Raw genomic sequence first — 18886 nt, 5'->3', positions numbered from 1 at the left:
CGCCAACCGGGTACTTATTATGTCGCAGATTGCCGTAAACAAATTGACAACAACGATGCCGCAAAGCGGCTGGCAACTGTTTCTTTCATTAGCCAGAGGGACACAGCTGCCCGGGGACGCCTGGCGCAGCGCCGGCTATCGGCATAAATTTATGCTGCGCTCTGCGGCCTCGCCTTTCACTACCGGGCGGCTGCTGTCGACCCTTGCTCAACAGCCCCTGCTGGATGAGCTCCTGCATGCCCAGCCGGGTTTGCCCTGTCGCCTGCATCGCCCCTACCTGTCGGTGAATTTTAACCGCAAGGATAGCCTGAATGCATTGTGTTTCCATTATCAGACGCTGATTCATCTGATGCCGCAAAAGCTGCTGCGCGCTCACCTCACCCTTAACGGGGCGCGCCTGGCCCGGCTTGTGGGCAAAGATGACGCGCAATACTTCATCGATTTATGCGCGGTTGCCAATCTGGATAAAGAGGGCGAAGCCACGCTTGTCATGCTCAACGAAGCGGGCACCGCCCTCGCGGAGCTGACCTTTACCCTGTGCCGCTATCTGGACAAAACCACGCTGTTTATCGGCGGCCTGCAGGGCGCAAAATCCTGGGTGCCCCATGAGGCCATTCAGAGCGCGACCAAAGCCTGCCACGGCTTATTCCCTAAACGCCTGCTGCTTGAAGCCGCCTGCCGGCTGGCGCGGCATCTTGGCGCCCGGCAAATTATCGCCGTCAGCAACAGCACGCATATTTACCGGTCATGGCGCTACCAGAAGAAGAAAAAGGATAAGCTGCATGCGGATTACGACAGCTTCTGGCAGTCGATGAAAGGAGAGCCCCTGGCCGACGGATATTTCAGGATGCCCGACGAAGTGGCGCGTAAGCCGCTGGAGGCCGTCGCCAGTAAAAAACGCGCCGAATATCGCCGTCGTTACCTGCTGCTCGACGACATGGCCGCCGGTATCGCCAGCCGTTTTTAGTCCGCCCGGCCTCGCGCCAGCCATAAAACGCGCGAGAACATCTTGCGCAACAAGGAAGGCACGGCCTCCACGCCGCGCCTGCCCGCCTCCATCGCCACCTCGATGGCAAGGTCCGGCTTGGACGAGCGATGAATCGCCTTAATTATCACGCGGCGCAGGTTCATATGCATATTTTCCGGGATCTGCGCCACGCGATGGTAAACGTCCGCGAACCCCTGCCGGTACATAAAATGCTCCATATCCATTGCCGGCAGGGCCGTCAGGTGGTCGCGCTCCCGGGCCTTGTCGTTATCCAGCAGTCCGCGAACGGTGGCGGCGTATTTTTTCCCCGCCTCGTCGCCGTCGACCAGCACGTGCCATTCGATGCCCATTCGGCGCGCAAACTTGATCAGCGGCTTCAGCCCCGACTGGGCAAACTCAATAACCTTCACCCCTTCGGCATCGAAATGATAGCCGCACTGGCGCGCCAGCTCGTTCATCACCCAGACTTCGGTTTCCCCTTCCACCAGCAGCCAGCAGCGGGCGAAAAGGGAGGAGGCGCGATTAAAGCGGATATGAAAGGCGATGCGGCGGCTGTCTTCGGCATTCATCCCGCCGGGGGCCCAGCCGCCAGGCGGCGACTCTGGAAGACTCGCGCACCAGCCGGCAAACCTGCTCAACCGGCGTTAGCGACAGCAGCTCGCCGGAGTTGGTGGTGGTGATTTTTTGCAGCGGCAGCAAATTGAGCAGGTGCCAGGCCACGGAGAGCATGATGGGATGCAGCCGGGTTTCCGGATCCTCCACCAGCAGCAGCGGACGCGCGTCTTTATCAAGCGTAACCGTGCCTTTCGCCTGCAGCAGCGTGGAAAACATGCCCAGCAGTATCATGCGGTAGCTGCGGCTGTTGGGCTGGTCGATCATCCGGTTAATGATGTCCAGATAGCGCCAGCTGCGTTGTTCATCGTGCGAGCGACGGCGCATCAGGCGCTGATGGGCAACGGCGCTCTGTTCGGAAAAATAGTGCTCCAGCAGCTGCACCATGGCAGAAAGCCCCTGCCGCAGCTGGGAGTCCGTCAGATTTTGCGGCCGCGAAACTAACTCGCGGGCCAGGAAATCGAGCTGGCGGGCGGTCATTTCCGTGTTCGGCATATCCGGCACGCTGCCGTTGCGTAAGCGACGCATAAAACGTGCATCGCGCAGCCTGAGAACGGGGTTGAGGCGCGTAATTTGCCGGGCAAGCGCGTCGATATCCTCAAGTACAAGAGGCTTTGCCAGCGGGTCGAGGAAGCTGCGCAGCGTCAGCACGGCATTATCCTGCGCCAGCTCACCTTCCAGGCGATACATGATGCGGCGATAGCCGTCGTTGCCGTCGATCCATACCGGCGCCAGCCCGCGGTATCTGCGCCCCAGGTAGTGTCCGGGCGCGGTTTCGCGAAAGGTCAGCACGATATGGAGATGGCGTTCACGCCCCTGTATATCGCCGGGGGGAAAGTAGAAGTCATCGCGTCTGAAGTGATAAAGAGACTCCTCAGGCGAGAGCAGCAGCGTCAGCGCGTCCAGCAGGCTCGATTTGCCCCAGGCGTTTTCACCGATCAGCACGTTATTTTGCTCAAGCTGCAGCGACAGACGATTAATGCCGCGAAACCCGACTATCTCAACTCGTTCGAGAAACATATCCCCTCCAGGGTTATCCGCCGCCTGTCCATAAGGGGCCGGAGCCGGCAATAAACCGAGTATAGCGGTAAGGCGTCAGGCTTTGTACGATTTCACAGAGGATATAGCCCTGACGAAACCAGAGCATTTTATCTGTTAATCACTCCCCCGGCCTGGCCGCCTTTATTAATTATTTTGCTCACGAGAATATTCTCAGGCCGCCTGAACCCGTCTGGAACTTTTTATAAAGTAAATTCCGAAAACAAACCCTATCACCTTGCCTTAAATCAAATCAGCAATATATATTGCGCTGGCCGGAAGAGATGAAGTTATTAACGTCTGCCGGTTTTTATCTTTTCGTCAACGCCATGGCATTAATAAAAAATACGATCGGCGCGTGTTAATTGCCCGCTGCGATTCGTTGTTCTTCTCACATAGAGGTGGATATGTTCAGAAAGTTAGCGGCCGAATGCTTTGGTACATTCTGGCTGGTATTTGGCGGCTGCGGCAGCGCGGTATTAGCCGCCGCCTTTCCTCAATCAGGTATTGGTTTCGCCGGCGTCGCTCTGGCGTTCGGTTTATCCGTTCTGACCATGGGCCTACGCCGTGGGCCATATTTCCGGCGGCCATTTTAACCCGGCCGTTACCCTGGGTTTATGGGCCGGCGGCCGCTTTCCACGCCAAGACATTATTGGCTATATCGTCGCTCAGTTAACTGGCGGGATTATTGCCGCGGGTATTCTTTATTTAATCGCCAGCGGTAAAACTGGATTTGACGCAGCGGCCAGCGGATTTGCCTCGAACGGCTTTGGCGAATATTCTCCTGGCGGTTATTCCCTGCTTGCGGCGGTTATTATTGAAATTGTGTTAACCTGCGGCTTCTTAATTATTATTCACGGCGCAACCGATAAAATGGCGCCGGCGGGTTTCGCGCCGCTGGCCATTGGCCTGGCGTTAACGCTGATTCACCTGATTAGTATTCCCGTCACTAACACCTCGGTTAACCCTGTGCGCAGCACCGCAGTAGCTATCTTCCAGGGCGGCTGGGCTCTGCAGCAGCTGTGGCTGTTCTGGGCCATGCCCATTATCGGCGGTATTCTGGGCGGCGTTATCTATCGTACCCTGCTGGAAAAGCGCGGCTAATGCTTTAGCTACTGCGCATAAAGGCCTGAGCGATCTCAGGCCTTTTCTTTTTGCGTTGTGCATAAATCCCTCATTTTTCGCAGCTTTACTCACTCCTTCTCTTTGGGTAGTGTGGGCGGTGCCTTTTTTATCGCAAGGATTGTCCGCCTCATGTTTTCGGGATTGTTAATTATCTTAGTGCCGCTGATTGTTGGCTATCTTATTCCCCTGCAGCAAACCAGCCTGTTAAAACTCATCAACCGCCTGCTGAGCTGGATTGTGTATGTCATCCTGTTCTTCATGGGGATTAGCCTTGCTTTTCTCGACAACCTGGCGAGCAACCTGTTGGCCATATTTCATTACTCGGCGGTAAGCGTCGTTATTATTTTATTATGCAACGCCGCGGCTCTTTTGTGGCTGGAGCGCTCACTGCCCTGGCATCACGCCCACCGGCAGGAAAAATTACCTTCCCGAATCGCCATGGCGCTGGAATCCCTGAAGCTGTGCTTTGTCGTGGTGGCGGGTTTTGTACTCGGGCTGACGGGATGGGCATTTTTACAGCACGCCGCCGAAGCAAGCGAATACACGCTGATTTTCCTGCTGTTGCTGGTTGGCGTACAGCTGCGCAACAGCGGCATGACGCTAAAACAGATCGTGCTTAACCGGCGCGGCATGATTATTGCGGCGGTGGTCGTGCTCAGCTCAATGGCAGCCGGCGTGATAAACGCCTTTATTCTCGATTTACCGCTTAAAACGGGCCTGGCGATGGCCTCGGGCTTTGGCTGGTATTCGCTCTCCGGCATCCTGATGACCGAATCCTACGGCCCGGTAATCGGCAGCGCCACCTTCTTTAACGATCTTATCCGCGAGCTGCTGGCGATTGTGCTGATTCCAGGCCTGGTGGCGAAAAGCCGCTCTACCGCTCTGGGCCTTTGCGGCGCCACCTCAATGGACTTCACGCTGCCGGTGCTGCAACGCAGCGGCGGGCTGGAAATCGTGCCGGCGGCTATCGTACACGGCTTTATTCTCAGCCTGCTCACTCCGCTGCTGATGGCCTTCTTCGCTTCCTGATACCACGTTGGCGGTAGGCTCCTGCCGCCAAAATTGCGCTAAATCAATTACCTCTTAACTTCCTGTAAAAAGACCTTTTCTCCTGCCGGAGCGAGGCATAACCTTAAACATGTATTTAAAATATAACTTTAAAGGTACGATTATGTTTTGTGTGCAATGTGAACAAACAATCCGCACTCCGGCGGGCAACGGCTGCTCTTACGCGCAGGGTATGTGCGGTAAAACCGCCGAAACTTCTGATCTGCAGGATCTGCTGATTGCCACTTTGCAGGGCCTGTCTGCCTGGGCCGTTGCGGCGCGCGAAGCGGGCGTTATCGATCATGAAGTGGATAGCTTTGCGCCACGCGCCTTCTTCTCGACGCTGACCAACGTTAACTTCGACTCCACACGCATCGTCGGCTACGCGCGCGAAGCGATCGCCCTGCGTGAAAGCCTGAAAGCGCGCGCGCTTGCCGCCAAGGCCGACATAACCGTCGACAGCCCGATGGCCGAGCTACAGTTGGTCAGCAGCGATTTAGGCGACCTGCAGCGTCAGGCGGCGGACTTCGCGCCTAACCGCGACAAGGCGGAAATCGGTGAGGATATCCTCGGCCTGCGCCTGCTGTGCCTGTACGGCCTGAAAGGCGCGGCGGCCTACATGGAACACGCCCACGTCTTAGGCCAGTACGACAATGACATCTACGCGCAGTATCACAAAATTATGGCGTGGCTTGGCACCTGGCCTGCCGATATGGGCGCGCTGCTGGATTGCTCGATGGAAATCGGCCAGATGAACTTCAAGGTGATGAGCATCCTCGATCACGGCGAAACCACCAAATACGGCCACCCTACTCCGGCTCAGGTCAACGTGCGTCCGGTAGCGGGTAAATGCATTCTGATTTCCGGTCACGACCTCAAAGACCTTTACCACCTGCTGGAGCAAACCGAAGGCACCGGCGTTAACGTCTATACCCACGGCGAAATGCTGCCGGCCCACGGCTACCCTGAGCTGCGTAAATTTAAACACCTGGTCGGCAACTACGGCAGCGGCTGGCAGAACCAGCAGACCGAATTTGCCCGCTTCCCGGGGCCGGTGGTGATGACATCCAACTGCATCATCAACCCGGAAGTAGGCTCCTATGCGGACCGTATCTGGACCCGCAGCATCGTCGGCTGGCCGGGCGTGAGCCACCTTGAAGGCGAAGACTTCACGCCCGTTATTAAACAAGCGCAGCAGATGACCGGCTTCCCGTACAGCGAAATCGAGCACCTGATAACCGTAGGTTTCGGCCGTCAGACCCTGCTGAGCGCCGCCGATACCCTGATTGATATGGTAAGCCGCGAAAAACTGCGCCATATCTTCCTGATCGGCGGCTGCGACGGCGAACGCAGCGAACGCAGCTACTTCACCGATTTTGCCACCAGCGTACCGGAAGACTGCCTGATCCTGACGCTGGCCTGCGGTAAATACCGTTTCAACAAGCTGGACTTCGGCAACATTGAAGGCCTGCCGCGCCTTATCGATGCCGGCCAGTGCAACGATTCCTACTCCGCTATCATTCTGGCGGTGACGCTGGCCGAAAAACTCGGCTGCGGCGTAAACGATCTGCCGCTGAGCCTGGTGCTGTCCTGGTTCGAGCAAAAAGCGATTGTTGTGCTGCTGACCCTGCTGTCGCTGGGCGTGACCAATATCGTGACCGGCCCGACCGCGCCGGGCTTCCTGACGCCGAATCTGCTGGCCGTCCTCAACGAGAAGTTTGGCCTGCGCGCCATCACCACCGTTGAAGAAGACATCAAACAACTGATGAGCGCGTAAGGAGAGGAGTAGCCATGACCATGCCAACGCCGATGTGCCCGTACCGCATGCAGGTGCATCACATTCATCAGGAAACGCCGGACGTCTGGACGCTGTCGCTGATCAACCACGACTTCTATCCTTACAAGGCCGGCCAGTATGCGCTGGTGAGTATTCGCAACAGCGAAGACACGCTGCGCGCTTACACCCTCTCTTCCACGCCGGGAATCAGCCCGTTCGTTACGCTGACGATTCGCCGTATCGAAGATGGCGTTGGCTCCGGATGGCTGACGCGGGAAGTGAAGCCGGGCGATTATCTGTGGCTTTCTGCAGGCCAGGGCGAATTTACCTGTGAAAATCTGACCACCGACCGCTATCTGCTGATGGCGGCGGGCTGCGGCGTTACCCCGATTATGTCGATGCGCCGCTGGCTGGCGAAACATCGTCCGCAGGCCGACGTCGCGGTGATTTTCAACGTGCGTTCGCCAGAAGATGTGATTTTCGCCGAGGAGTGGCGCGACTATCCGGTTACGCTGGTGGCGGAAAACAACGCCACCCTCGGCTTTATCCCCGGCCGCCTGACCCGCGAGATTCTGGAAAAGGTGCCGGATATCGCCTCCCGTACCGTTATGACCTGTGGCCCGGCGCCTTATATGGATCTGGTGGAAAAAGAAGTGAAGGCGCTCGGCGTAACCGAGTTCCACAGCGAGAAATTTTTCACTCCGGTCGCGGCGCCGGTGGACAGCGGGCTGAAATTCACCACCTTAAAACCGATGCGTGAATTTTACGCGCCTGTTGGCAGCACCCTTCTCGCGGCGCTGGAAAGCAACAGCGTACCGGTTAACGCAGCCTGCCGCGCCGGGGTATGCGGAAGCTGCAAAACCAAAATCGAATCCGGGGACTATACCGTAAGCAGCACCATGACGCTGACCGAAGCCGAAATCGCCAACGGTTACGTTCTGGCCTGCTCCTGCCATCCGCAAAGCGATTTGGTTCTGGCCTGATAAACCCTGCCACCCGCCTGCGGGTGGCACTTTCTGCCCGGTGACTTCTCTTTCATTGACTAAGCTTGTTAACGGTAACTGAATCGTGACAAGGAGAAACGATGAAACAGACCGTAGCCGCCTACCTGGCAAAAACTCTCGAAAGCGCGGGTGTAAAACGCATCTGGGGCGTGACCGGCGATTCCCTCAACGGCATCAGCGACAGCCTGAACCGGATGGGCACCATCGACTGGATGCCTACGCGCCATGAAGAAGTGGCCGCCTTCGCCGCCGGCGCAGAAGCTCATCTGACCGGCGAACTGGCCGTTTGCGCGGGCTCGTGCGGGCCGGGCAACCTTCACCTGATCAACGGCCTGTTCGACTGCCATCGTAACCGCGTTCCGGTGCTGGCCATCGCCGCGCATATCCCCTCAAGCGAAATCGGCAGCGGTTATTTTCAGGAAACGCATCCCGAAGAGCTGTTTCGCGAATGCAGCCATTACTGTGAACTGGTGTCGTCCCCGGAGCAAATCCCGCAGGTGCTGGCGATCGCCATGCGCAAAGCCGTCCTTAACCGCGGCGTTTCGGTCGTGGTTCTGCCCGGCGACGTGGCGCTGAAACCGGCCCCGGAAACCGCCACCACGCACTGGTATCCCGCGCCGCAGCCGGTCATAGTGCCGCAGCAAGAAGAGCTGAAAAAGCTTGCCCAGCTGCTGCGTTATAACGACAACATCGCCCTGATGTGCGGCAGCGGCTGCGCGGGCGCGCATGAGGAGCTGGTGCAGTTCGCCGCGAAGCTCAAAGCGCCGATAGTTCACGCGCTGCGCGGCAAAGAGCACGTCGAATACGACAACCCTTACGATGTCGGCATGACCGGGCTTATCGGTTTCTCCTCCGGCTTCCACACCATGATGAACGCCGACACGCTGATCCTGCTCGGCACCCAGTTCCCCTACCGCGCTTTTTATCCGTCGGACGCAAAAATTATTCAGATTGATATCAACCCCGGCAGCATCGGCGCGCACAGCAAGGTCGATATGGCGCTGGTCGGTGATATTAAGGCCACGCTGAGCGCGCTGCTTCCGCTGCTGGAGGAAAAAACCGATCGCAGCTTCCTCGACAAAGCGCTGGACGACTATCGCGAAGCGCGGGAAAGCCTGGACGAGCTGGCGCAGGCAAGCGACGAAGACAAGCCTATCCATCCGCAGTATGTCGCGCAGCAAATCAGCAAGTTCGCCGCCGGGGACGCTATTTTTACCTGCGACGTAGGCACGCCGACCGTCTGGGCCGCGCGCTATCTGCAAATGAACGGCAGGCGCCGCCTGCTCGGCTCCTTTACGCACGGTTCGATGGCCAACGCCATGCCGCAGGCGCTGGGAGCGCAGGCCACCGCGCCAGACCGCCAGGTGGTCGCCCTGTGCGGCGACGGCGGATTCAGCATGCTGATGGGGGATTTTCTTTCCGTCGTGCAGATGAAGCTGCCGATCAAAATCGTGGTCTTCAACAACAGCGTGCTGGGCTTTGTGGCGATGGAGATGAAGGCGGGCGGCTATCTGACGGACGGCACCGACCTGCACGCAACCAACTTCGCCAATATCGCCAATGCCTGCGGCATCACCGGCATTCGCGTTGAGAAATCCGCCGATCTGGATAGCGCCCTTCAGCGCGCCTTCAGCATCGACGGCCCGGTGCTGGTGGATGTGGTTGTCGCCAAAGAGGAGCTGGCTATTCCGCCGCAAATCAAGCTGGAGCAGGCAAAAGGGTTCAGTCTCTATATGCTGCGCGCCATTATCAGCGGCCGCGGCGACGAGGTCATCGAACTGGCGAAAACCAACTGGTTCCGGTAAAACAGAGGTTTATTATGGATATCTTTGAGGTTCCCCCGTGATAGATCTGCGCAGCGATACCGTAACCCGACCGTCCAGAAGCATGCTTGACGAAATGATGGCCGCGTCGACCGGCGATGACGTATATGGCGATGACCCGACGGTCAATGAACTACAGGCCTATGCCGCCGAAATCAGCGGCAAAGAGGCCGCGCTGTTTTTACCAACCGGCACCCAGGCAAACCTCGTGGCGCTGCTTAGCCACTGCGAGCGCGGCGAAGAGTATATCGTCGGCCAGCTTGCGCATAATTACCTGTATGAGGCGGGCGGCGCCGCCGTGCTGGGTAGCATTCAGCCTCAGCCCATCGAGGCGAATCAGGACGGTTCGCTGCCGCTTGATAAAGTGGCGGCGAAAATCAAGCCGGACGATATCCACTTCGCCCGCACCAGGCTGCTGAGCCTTGAAAACACCCACAACGGCAAAGTGCTGCCGCGTGAATATCTGCAGCAGGCGTGGGAATTTACCCGCGGCCATAACCTCGCCCTTCACGTTGACGGCGCGCGTATTTTCAACGCGGTCGTCGCTTACGGCTGCCGGCTTGAAGAGGTGGCGCGCTATTGCGACTCCTTCACCATCTGCCTTTCCAAAGGGCTCGGCACGCCGGTTGGCTCTTTGCTGGTCGGCAGCCAGGACTATATCAAACGCGCGTTACGCTGGCGGAAAATGGTCGGCGGCGGCATGCGTCAGGCTGGAATACTGGCGGCGGCAGGCCTGTACGCGCTGAAAAACAACGTTCAGCGCCTGCAGGAAGACCACGACAACGCCCGCTGGCTCGCCGGTGAACTGCGCGAAATCGGCGTGGACGTGACGCGCCAGGATACCAATATGGTCTTTGTACGCGTCCCGGCGGAGCAGACGGAAAGTCTGGGCAAATTTATGCGCGAGCGCGGCGTATTCATCAGCGCAGGTCCGGTTACCCGTCTGGTTACCCATCTTGACGTAAGCCGTGCGCAGCTCGCCGAAGTGGTTAGCCACTGGCGCGCCTTCGCACAGCGGTAGCCGAGGTCAGGGACGATGACGCAGCCGCAAAGGATTCTGGTGCTCGGCGCCAGCGGGTACATCGGCCAGCACCTGGTGCCCGAGCTGACCGGCGCCGGACATCATGTTATCGCCGCCGCGCGCCGCGTAGACTGGCTGAAGAAGCAACAATGGCCGGGAGTCGAGTGCCGCCATATCGATTTACAGTGGCCGCATCACCTTCCGGCGCTGCTTGCAGGCGTGGATACCCTGTATTACCTGGTGCACAGCATGGGCGACGGGCCGGATTTCGTCGCCCATGAGCGCCAGGCCGCGCTCAATGTGCGCGACGCGCTGGCGGAGCAGCCCGTTAAGCAAATCATCTTCCTGAGCTCGTTACAGGCGCCCGGCGGCAGCCGCAACTCCGACCACCTGCGCGCCCGTCAGCTTACGGCGGATATTCTGCGCGATTCCGGCGTACCGGTAACTGAACTGCGCGCCGGGATCATCGTCGGCGCGGGCTCCGCCGCCTTCGAAGTGATGCGCGATATGGTTTACAACCTGCCGGTGCTGACGCCTCCGCGCTGGGTGCGTTCGCGCACTACCCCTATCGCGCTGGAAAACCTGCTCTATTATCTCGTCGCCTTGCTCGACCATCCCGCGCAGGAAAACCGGTTGTTCGAGGCCGCGGGACCAGAGGTGCTCAGCTACCAGCAGCAGTTTGAACGCTTTATGGCAATCAGCGGCCGCCGTCGCCCGCTGATTCCTGTTCCCCTGCCGACCAGCTGGATCTCCGTCTGGTTCCTGAACGTGATCACCTCCGTGCCGCCGACGATCGCAAAAGCGCTGATCCAGGGGCTGGAGCACGATCTTTTAGCGGAAGATCGCCAGCTGCGGGCGCTTATTCCGCAGCGGCTGCTTACCTTCGACGACGCCGTGCGGGCGACCCTCGCCGAGGAAAATAAGCTGGCCAACTCCCAGGACTGGGGATACGACGCCCAGGCGCATGCCCGCTGGCGTCCGGAATACGGCTACTTTCCAAAGCAGGCCGGCTGCACGATGCAAACCCGCGCCAGCCCTGGCGAGCTATGGGAAGTGGTGAACCAGCTCGGTGGCAAAGAAGGCTACTTTTTCGGCAACGCGCTCTGGAAAACCCGCGCGTTTATGGATCGGCTGCTGGGGCACAGGCTGGCTAAAGGCCGCCCGGCGCACCCGATGCTCGCGGTCGGTGACAGGGTGGACAGCTGGAAGGTGATTATCGTGGAGCCGCAAAAAGAGCTGGCGCTGCTGTTTGGCATGAAGGCGCCCGGCCTTGGCCGCCTGGTATTCACTTTACGTGACGAAGGCGCCAGGCGAACGCTGGATGTCCGGGCCTGGTGGCACCCTCACGGCAGCGCCGGCTTGTGCTACTGGCTGGTGATGATGCCGGCGCACCTGTTCATTTTCAAAGGCATGGCGCGGCGTATATGTCGCTTAGCCGAACAATCTTCGCGCAAACACCGTCTATAGTTCTTATTCTTACTCACAGGGCATTGCAAGCGCCGCCGTTTCACGGAAAAATGCCCGCGTTACTCTCAACCAAAACGAGTTGGTCTACATGAAGGTACTGGTCACGGGCGCCACCAGCGGTTTAGGCCGAAACGCGGTCGAATACTTACGGGCGAAAGGTATCAGCGTTCGGGCTACGGGCCGCAACGAGGCGATGGGCAAACTGCTGGTGAAAATGGGCGCCGAGTTTGTTCATGCAGACCTCACCGAACTCGTCTCCTCGCAGGCAAAAGTGATGCTGGCCGGCGTCGACACGCTCTGGCACTGCTCAAGCTTTACTTCGCCCTGGGGCACCCAGGAAGCCTTCGATCTCGCCAACGTGCGCGCAACCCGCCGTCTGGGCGAATGGGCCGTGGCATGGGGCGTACGCAACTTTATTCATATTTCCTCGCCGTCGCTCTATTTTGACTATCACCACCACCGCAATATCAGCGAGGACTTCCGCCCGGTGCGCTTCGCAAACGAATTTGCGCGCAGCAAGGCCGCAAGCGAGGAAGTCATTCAGCTGCTGGCGCAGGCGAACCCGCATACGCGCTTTACGATTTTGCGGCCGCAAAGCCTGTTCGGCCCGCACGACAAAGTGTTCTTCCCGCGCCTGGTTCAGATGATGCGTCACTACGGCAGCGTCCTGCTGCCGCGCGGCGGCGATGCGCTGGTCGATATGACCTATCTGGAAAACGCCGTCCATGCCATGTGGCTGGCATCCGAGCGGGACAACCTGCCTTCCGGACGCGCCTACAACATCACCAATATGGAAGCGCGCCCGCTGCGCACTATCGTACAGAAGCTGATTGACGATCTGGATATCAAATGCCGCATCCGCTCCGTACCCTATCCAATGCTGGATATGATTGCGCGCGGCATGGAAAAATTCGGCAATAAGGCCGCCCGGGAACCGGCGCTGACGCACTACGGCGTATCAAAGCTGAATTTTGATTTGACGCTGGACACCACGCGCGCCGAAAACGAGCTGGGCTATCAGCCCATCGTCTCACTTGATGAGGGGATTCGCCGCACCGCGCTGTGGCTGAAAGACCACGGCACCCTGCATCGCTAAGCCCCTCAGCCCTGCCCGTACTTCTCCAGCAGGGCTTCGACAATAGCCTGACTTTGCGCATCCGCCACGCCGTTGTACAGCGCCGGGCGGAAGTGCATCTGGAAGGCGCTAATCACGCGCCGCTGCGCGGCCTGCGTCATTCCGGCATCAACCTGATAGCCGTAGCGGGACAGCAAATCCAGCAGGCCTGCGGTATCGACAGGTTCATAGGGATCGCGCCCGTTTAAATAAAACGCCACCCGCGCCTCGTCAGGCCATGCGCCAATGCCTTTTTGCGCCAGCTGCCGCCAGGGGAAAAGCGGGCCGGGATCGACCTTACGCTGCGGAGCAATATCGCCGTGGGCGACCACGTTCTGCGGCGCAATGTGGTAGCGCCCGATAATCTCTCTGGCGAGCTTTTCCAGCACGTCGATTTGCGCAGCGTTAAACGGGTAAAACTGCTTTACCTCACCCCGGCGGCTGTAGCCCTGATTTTCCAGCTCAATGCCGATAGAGGTGTCGTTAATGCGGGTAGCGCCGCGCCAGAAGCTCGCTCCCGCATGCCAGGCGAGTTCGCTTTCCGGCACCAGCTGCCAGATAACCGGCTTGCCGCCCGAAAGCGGCGGATTATCAGGAATGAGGTAATGAGAGCTGACGTTTTTATCCGTCAGCGTTGAAAGCGAGCCGTGGAAATCATCGGCGGTGTAATGAATAACCAACACTTTTACGCGTGGATAAGCCGCCTGCGCCTGACGGCGGGTATCAATTTTATAGCCGCCCTTATCAATCACGCCCGTGTCACCGGCGCAGCCCGCCAGCAGCGCGGCAATAATTAAGGCGGCGATACGACCTTTCATCGACGGGTTTTCACCGCCGTACCGGTTACGCTCACCATCAGCATGCTGCTCTCTTTGCCTACGGTTTCGTAATCGATATCAATGCCGACAACGGCGTTCGCTCCCAGGCTCTCGGCCTGCTCCTGCAGCTCTTTAAAGGCGATTTCACGGGCTTTACGCAGCTCCTTTTCGTAAGCGCCCGAGCGGGCCGCCGACGATGTCCCGCACGCCGGCGAAAAAGTCGCGAAAAATATTGGCGCCAAGGATAGCCTCTCCGGTGACGACGCCGCAGTATTCGGTGATGCTCTGTCCTTCAAGCGTTGGGGTAGTCGTAAACTGCATTGGCTTCTCCTCTTAGTGGATCAATATCTTAGCGCGTTATCCGCCACGCATTTTGACAGCGATACGCTATGCTAAGGTAGTCCTCCTGAGAAAATAAGGAAATAAAAATGCGCAGCTCAGTTTTGGCCCTTCTTCCGTGCGCCATGCTCCTCACGGCCTGTACGACCAGCGTTAATCCCGCCTTTAAAGATATCGGCACCCGCAGCGGCCCGTGCGTTGACGGCGGCCCGGACAGCGTGGCGCAGCAGTTCTACGACTACCACATAGCCCATAAATCCCAGGGCGCGAGCGGTTTAACCGGGCTGCGTCCTTACCTGAGCGATGCCTTAACGCAGCAGCTGCAAAAAGCCAGCACCTCGCCTAATGCGCAAAATGCGTTTATGCGCGCGGACATCTTCTCCAGCAGCGCCGACGGAGCGGACAGCGCCGAAGTGGCATCCGCTTCCACCATTCCGAATACCGATGCACGAAATATTCCGCTGCGCGTAAGGCTCACCAAAGGCAGCCAGAGCTGGCTGGATGAGGTGCTGATGGTGCGCGAAGGGCAGTGCTGGGCGGTGGACGACGTTCGCTACCTTGGCCACAACAGCCATGCGCCTTCCGGCAGCCTGCGTCAGGCTATTGAAACCAACTAGTTGCTGATTATTCGCACCGCCGGCGGGGTGGAATTTATAACCCATATAAATAGTCTGGAGTTTTCGCATAACTCCGACATTTATTCTTGCCCCCATCCCGCCGCGCTATTTTGTGCTACTTTTAAGAGTGTAACCCGGTTGTTTTTAAGTTTTAACGCACAAAGATTGCATAACTATTCTGTTAAAGGTAATCTTTGCGGCCTCAATTGCTATGTAACCGCAACGAATGAGCATTCAACTAAACGGCATTAATTGCTTTTACGGCGCACACCAGGCGCTGTTCGATATCACCCTTGAGTGCCCGCATGGCGAAACGCTGGTGCTTCTTGGACCAAGTGGTGCGGGCAAGAGCTCGCTATTGCGCGTACTCAATCTGCTTGAGATGCCGGTATCCGGGCAGCTCGACATTGCGGGCAACCATTTCGACTTCGCAAAAGCGCCCGGCGATAAGGCTATCCGCGAGCTGCGCCAGAACGTCGGCATGGTATTCCAGCAGTACAATCTCTGGCCGCATCTGACCGTGCTGCAAAACCTGATTGAAGCGCCCTGCCGCGTCCTCGGTTTAAGCAAAGATGCCGCCCGCGCGCGCGCCGATAAGCTGCTCGAACGCCTGCGCCTCAAACCCTATATGGATCGCTACCCGCTGCACCTTTCCGGCGGCCAGCAGCAGCGCGTGGCCATTGCCCGTGCGCTGATGATGGAGCCGCAGATCCTGCTGTTTGATGAGCCAACCGCCGCGCTGGATCCGGAAATTACCGCGCAGATCGTCAGCATCATTCGCGAACTGGCAGAAACCAATATTACCCAGGTCATCGTTACTCACGAAGTGGAAGTGGCGCGTAAAACCGCCAGCCGCGTGGTGTACATGGAAAACGGCCATATCGTTGAACAAGGCACGGCGAGTTGCTTTACCAACCCGCAAACCGAAGCCTTTAAATTTTATTTATCTCACTGATGTTGAACGGGAAAATGACAATGAAAAAAGTTCTGCTTGCCACATTGCTCGCCGGTCTGAGCCTGTCTGCCACGGCTGCACAAACGATTCGTTTCGCCACGGAAGCGTCCTATCCTCCGTTTGAGTCGATGGACGCCAGCAACAAAATCGTTGGTTTCGACGTCGATTTGGCCAACGCGCTGTGTAAAGAGATTGATGCAACCTGCACCTTCTCCAACCAGTCTTTCGACAGCCTGATCCCAAGCCTGAAGTTCCGCCGTATCGACGCGGTAATGGCCGGCATGGACATCACGCCCGAGCGTGAAAAGCAGGTTCTGTTCAGCAATCCGTACTACGACAACTCTGCGCTGTTCATCGGACAGAAAGGCAAAGTTGCCGATATCGCGGCGCTGAAAGGCAAAAAAGTCGGCGTGCAGAACGGCACCACGCACCAGAAATTCATCATGGATAAACATCCGGAAATCACCACCGTTCCTTACGACAGCTACCAGAACGCGAAGCTTGATCTGCAAAACGGCCGCATCGACGCGGTGTTCGGCGATACGGCTGTCGTTACCGAATGGCTGAAAGCCGATGCTAAACTTGCGGCCATCGGCGATAAAGTCACCGATAAAGGCTACTTCGGTACGGGTCTGGGCATCGCGGTTCGTCAGGGCAATACCGACCTGCAGGCGAAGTTCAATACCGCCCTTGAGAAAGTGAAGAAAGATGGGACCTACCAGACCATCTACGAAAAATGGTTTCAGAAGTAAGCCACACTGAATGAACGAACTGTTTCCTTTAGCAAGCGCCGCCGGGATGACCGTCGGCCTTGCCGTTTGCGCGCTGATCATCGGCCTTGCTCTGGCGATGCTCTTCGCTGTCTGGGAGTCCGCCAGATGGCGCCCTGTGGCATGGGTCGGCTCAGCGCTGGTCACCGTGCTGCGCGGCCTGCCTGAAATCCTGGTCGTTCTCTTTATCTATTTCGGCTCCTCTCAGCTGCTGTTGACCCTCTCTGACGGCTTTACCCTCAACCTTGGGTTTGCGCAGATCCCGGTACAAATGCAGATTGAGAACTTCGACGTCAGTCCGTTCCTGTGCGGCGTGATTGCCCTTTCCCTGCTCTATTCCGCCTACGCTTCGCAAACCCTGCGCGGCGCGCTGAAAGCCGTGCCCGTCGGGCAGTGGGAGTCAGGCCAGGCGCTGGGGCTGTCGAAAGTGGCGATTTTCTTCCGCCTGGTGATGCCGCAAATGTGGCGCCATGCGCTGCCGGGGTTGGGCAACCAGTGGCTGGTGCTGCTTAAGGATACCGCACTGGTGTCGCTTATCAGCGTCAACGATTTGATGCTGCAAACCAAAAGCATCGCCACCCGTACGCAGGAGCCTTTTACCTGGTATGTGATTGCCGCGGCCATTTATCTGGTGATTACGCTGGTGAGCCAGTACGTCCTCAAACGTATCGATCGGCGCGCCACGCGCTTTGAACGGAGGCCCGGCTGATGCTTGAGTATTTACCGGAGCTGCTTAAAGGGCTGCACACCAGCCTGACGCTGACCGCGGCGTCTATCGTCGTGGCGCTGATTTTATCGCTTATCTTCACCATTATCCTGACGTTAAAAACGCCGGTGCTGGTGCATATCGTTCGCGCCTATATCACGCTGTTCACCGGTACGCCGCTGCTGGTGCAAATCTTCCTTATCTACTACGGGCCGGGGCAGTTTCCGTCGATTCAGAACTATCCGGCGCTCTGGCATCTGCTTTCCGAGCCCTGGCTGTGCGCGCTGATTGCCCTCTCCCTGAACAGCGCCGCATACACCACGCAGCTGTTCTATGGCGCCATCCGCGCCATCCCGGAAGGCCAGTGGCAGTCCTGCGGCGCGCTGGGCATGAGCAAGAAAGACACGCTGGCGATTTTGCTGCCTTATGCATTTAAACGCGCCCTGTCTTCCTACTCCAACGAAGTGGTGCTGGTGTTTAAGAGTACCTCTCTTGCCTATACCATCACGCTGATGGAAGTCATGGGCTACGGGCAGCTGCTGTACGGACGCACCTACGACGTCATGGTGTTTGGCGCGGCAGGCCTGGTTTATCTGGTGGTTAACGGCGGCCTGACGCTGCTGATGCGCCTGATAGAAAGACGAGCGCTGGCATTTGAACGCCGTAGCTGACGGCTAAGACCAAATTCAGGCGGGGAATTTCCCCGCCTTTTTTTCGCTTCACATAGATATAATTATACGTTTTTATTGAATATAAATTCATTTGCTGGCAAGGTTGTCTGACGTCGGGAAACGACGATTACAGCATAAACATGACAGACGGGAGCAGCACAGATGAAGAAGTTATTAATGGCCGCCATGCTCGCTACAGCCGCTTTCAACGCCGCTGCAGCAGACAAGATTAGCTTTGGTTCTTCGGCAACCTATCCGCCTTTTGAATCGCTGGATGCCAGTAATCAGATCGTCGGTTTCGACATCGATCTTGCTAACGCTTTATGCACACATTTGCAGGCCGAGTGTACCTTTACCAACCACGCCTTCGACAGCCTGATCCCGTCACTGAAATTCCGTAAATACGACGCGGTGATCTCCGGCATGGACATCACGCCGGAACGCAGCAAGCAGGTCGCCTTTACCACCCCTTACTACGCGAACTCCGCCGTGGTGATCGCCAAAAAAGGGGCGTTTAAGTCTCTGGAAGATCTGAAAGGCAAGCGTATCGGTATGGAAAACGGCACCACGCATCAGAAATACCTGCAGGATAAGCATCCGGAAATCAAAACCGTATCCTACGACAGCTACCAGAATGCGATTATCGACCTGAAAAATGGCCGCATTGACGGGGTCTTTGGCGATACGGCGGTGGTGAACGAATGGCTGAAAACCAATCCACAGCTTGGTACCGTGGGCGAACACGTGACCGACCCGCAATACTTCGGCACCGGCCTTGGCATTGCGGTACGCCCGGAAAACCAGGCGTTGCTGAAAAAGCTAAACGATGCGCTGGCGGCGATTAAGGCTGACGGCACCTGGCAGAAAATCAGCGATAAGTGGTTCCCGCAGTAAGTTTTCCCTTACGTAGGCTCTGTCTTTAAAAGAGAGCCTGCGTTAAACATTTCCCGGCAATGACACAGCGTTTCTGGCTGGCGCGAAAGAAAGCGTGAGA

15 protein-coding genes and 3 pseudogenes are annotated in these 18886 nt (G+C 57.7%); 15 read left to right on the top strand and 3 right to left on the bottom strand.

All coding sequences use genetic code 11. The features are described from left to right. The first annotated feature begins 19 nt into the window (after window positions 1-19). Entirely contained in the window at window positions 20-967 is a 948-nt protein-coding gene (locus WLO32_RS07170; RefSeq protein ID WP_435947740.1) for a VirK/YbjX family protein, read from the top strand. Here the strand turns inward: WLO32_RS07170 and WLO32_RS07165 are convergent. Then, window positions 964-2620, bottom strand: a pseudogene (locus WLO32_RS07165) (ATP-dependent endonuclease). The gene WLO32_RS07170 and the pseudogene WLO32_RS07165 sit on opposite strands and share 4 nt — an antisense overlap. Window positions 2621-3045: 425 nt before the next feature. Between WLO32_RS07165 and aqpZ the strand changes: the two are divergent. The 8 genes and pseudogenes from aqpZ to WLO32_RS07125 all read left to right on the top strand — a co-directional run bounded on the left by aqpZ (window position 3046) and on the right by WLO32_RS07125 (window position 12998). After that, window positions 3046-3742: pseudogene (gene aqpZ / locus WLO32_RS07160) on the top strand (aquaporin Z). Window positions 3743-3892: 150 nt separating this feature from the next. Beyond that, window positions 3893-4792, top strand: a complete 900-nt coding sequence (locus WLO32_RS07155) for a lysine exporter LysO family protein (protein ID WP_435947739.1) — start codon at window positions 3893-3895, stop codon at window positions 4790-4792. A 142-nt stretch (window positions 4793-4934) separates the two neighbouring features. Continuing rightward, window positions 4935-6587 carry a hydroxylamine reductase gene (hcp, locus tag WLO32_RS07150; protein ID WP_435947738.1) on the top strand — a complete coding sequence of 551 codons (1653 nt, stop codon included), beginning with the start codon at window positions 4935-4937 and terminating at the stop codon, window positions 6585-6587. A gap of 14 nt (window positions 6588-6601) precedes the next feature. Then, a complete protein-coding gene (hcr, locus tag WLO32_RS07145; protein ID WP_435947737.1) occupies window positions 6602-7570 on the top strand; it encodes an NADH oxidoreductase in 969 nt (322 codons plus the stop codon). Between the two features lie 101 nt (window positions 7571-7671). Beyond that, window positions 7672-9396: a ubiquinone-dependent pyruvate dehydrogenase gene (gene poxB / locus WLO32_RS07140; protein WP_435947736.1), complete on the top strand. Its 1725-nt coding sequence runs from the start codon at window positions 7672-7674 to the stop codon at window positions 9394-9396. Window positions 9397-9433: 37 nt separating this feature from the next. Further along, entirely contained in the window at window positions 9434-10435 is a 1002-nt protein-coding gene (gene ltaE / locus WLO32_RS07135) for a low-specificity L-threonine aldolase (RefSeq protein WP_435947735.1), read from the top strand. Window positions 10436-10450: 15 nt separating this feature from the next. After that, window positions 10451-11902 carry a DUF2867 domain-containing protein gene (locus WLO32_RS07130; RefSeq protein ID WP_435947734.1) on the top strand — a complete coding sequence of 484 codons (1452 nt, stop codon included), beginning with the start codon at window positions 10451-10453 and terminating at the stop codon, window positions 11900-11902. Between the two features lie 88 nt (window positions 11903-11990). Then, complete coding sequence (locus WLO32_RS07125) at window positions 11991-12998, top strand: NAD-dependent epimerase/dehydratase family protein (RefSeq protein WP_435947733.1); 1008 nt, start codon at window positions 11991-11993, stop codon at window positions 12996-12998. A gap of 5 nt (window positions 12999-13003) precedes the next feature. Here the strand turns inward: WLO32_RS07125 and WLO32_RS07120 are convergent, their stop codons facing one another. After that, the gene (locus WLO32_RS07120; protein ID WP_435947732.1) at window positions 13004-13834 is read right to left on the bottom strand and encodes an N-acetylmuramoyl-L-alanine amidase; all 831 of its coding nucleotides are present in this window, start codon (window positions 13832-13834) and stop codon (window positions 13004-13006) included. Next, window positions 13831-14155: pseudogene (locus tag WLO32_RS07115) on the bottom strand (heavy metal-binding domain-containing protein). Before WLO32_RS07115 ends, WLO32_RS07120 begins: the two are co-directional and overlap by 4 nt. 107 nt (window positions 14156-14262) lie before the next feature. Here WLO32_RS07115 and WLO32_RS07110 point away from each other — a divergent pair. From WLO32_RS07110 to artJ, 6 genes are all read left to right on the top strand, one after another. Next, window positions 14263-14790 (top strand): lipoprotein, encoded by a 528-nt coding sequence (locus WLO32_RS07110; protein WP_435947731.1) that lies wholly within the window; start codon window positions 14263-14265, stop codon window positions 14788-14790. A gap of 226 nt (window positions 14791-15016) precedes the next feature. Then, entirely contained in the window at window positions 15017-15745 is a 729-nt protein-coding gene (gene artP, locus WLO32_RS07105) for an arginine ABC transporter ATP-binding protein ArtP (protein WP_435947730.1), read from the top strand. 20 nt (window positions 15746-15765) lie between these two features. Next, window positions 15766-16497, top strand: coding sequence for an arginine ABC transporter substrate-binding protein ArtI (artI, locus tag WLO32_RS07100; protein WP_435947729.1), 732 nt, complete (start codon window positions 15766-15768; stop codon window positions 16495-16497). A gap of 10 nt (window positions 16498-16507) precedes the next feature. Beyond that, complete coding sequence (gene artQ, locus WLO32_RS07095) at window positions 16508-17224, top strand: arginine ABC transporter permease ArtQ (RefSeq protein WP_435947728.1); 717 nt, start codon at window positions 16508-16510, stop codon at window positions 17222-17224. Next, window positions 17224-17892 (top strand): arginine ABC transporter permease ArtM, encoded by a 669-nt coding sequence (artM, locus tag WLO32_RS07090; RefSeq protein WP_435947727.1) that lies wholly within the window; start codon window positions 17224-17226, stop codon window positions 17890-17892. Before artQ ends, artM begins: the two co-directional genes overlap by 1 nt. Before the next feature lie 162 nt (window positions 17893-18054). Continuing rightward, on the top strand, window positions 18055-18786 hold the full coding sequence (gene artJ, locus WLO32_RS07085; RefSeq protein ID WP_435947726.1) for an arginine ABC transporter substrate-binding protein ArtJ: 732 nt from the start codon (window positions 18055-18057) through the stop codon (window positions 18784-18786). Window positions 18787-18886 lie beyond the last annotated feature (100 nt).

Source organism: Dryocola mayonis (genome assembly GCF_051307045.1).
In the GTDB taxonomy this organism is placed as follows: Bacteria; Pseudomonadota; Gammaproteobacteria; order Enterobacterales; family Enterobacteriaceae; genus Dryocola.
The sequence above is the reverse complement of the archived record's forward strand: the minus strand, read 5'-3'. Positions and strand labels throughout refer to the sequence as shown.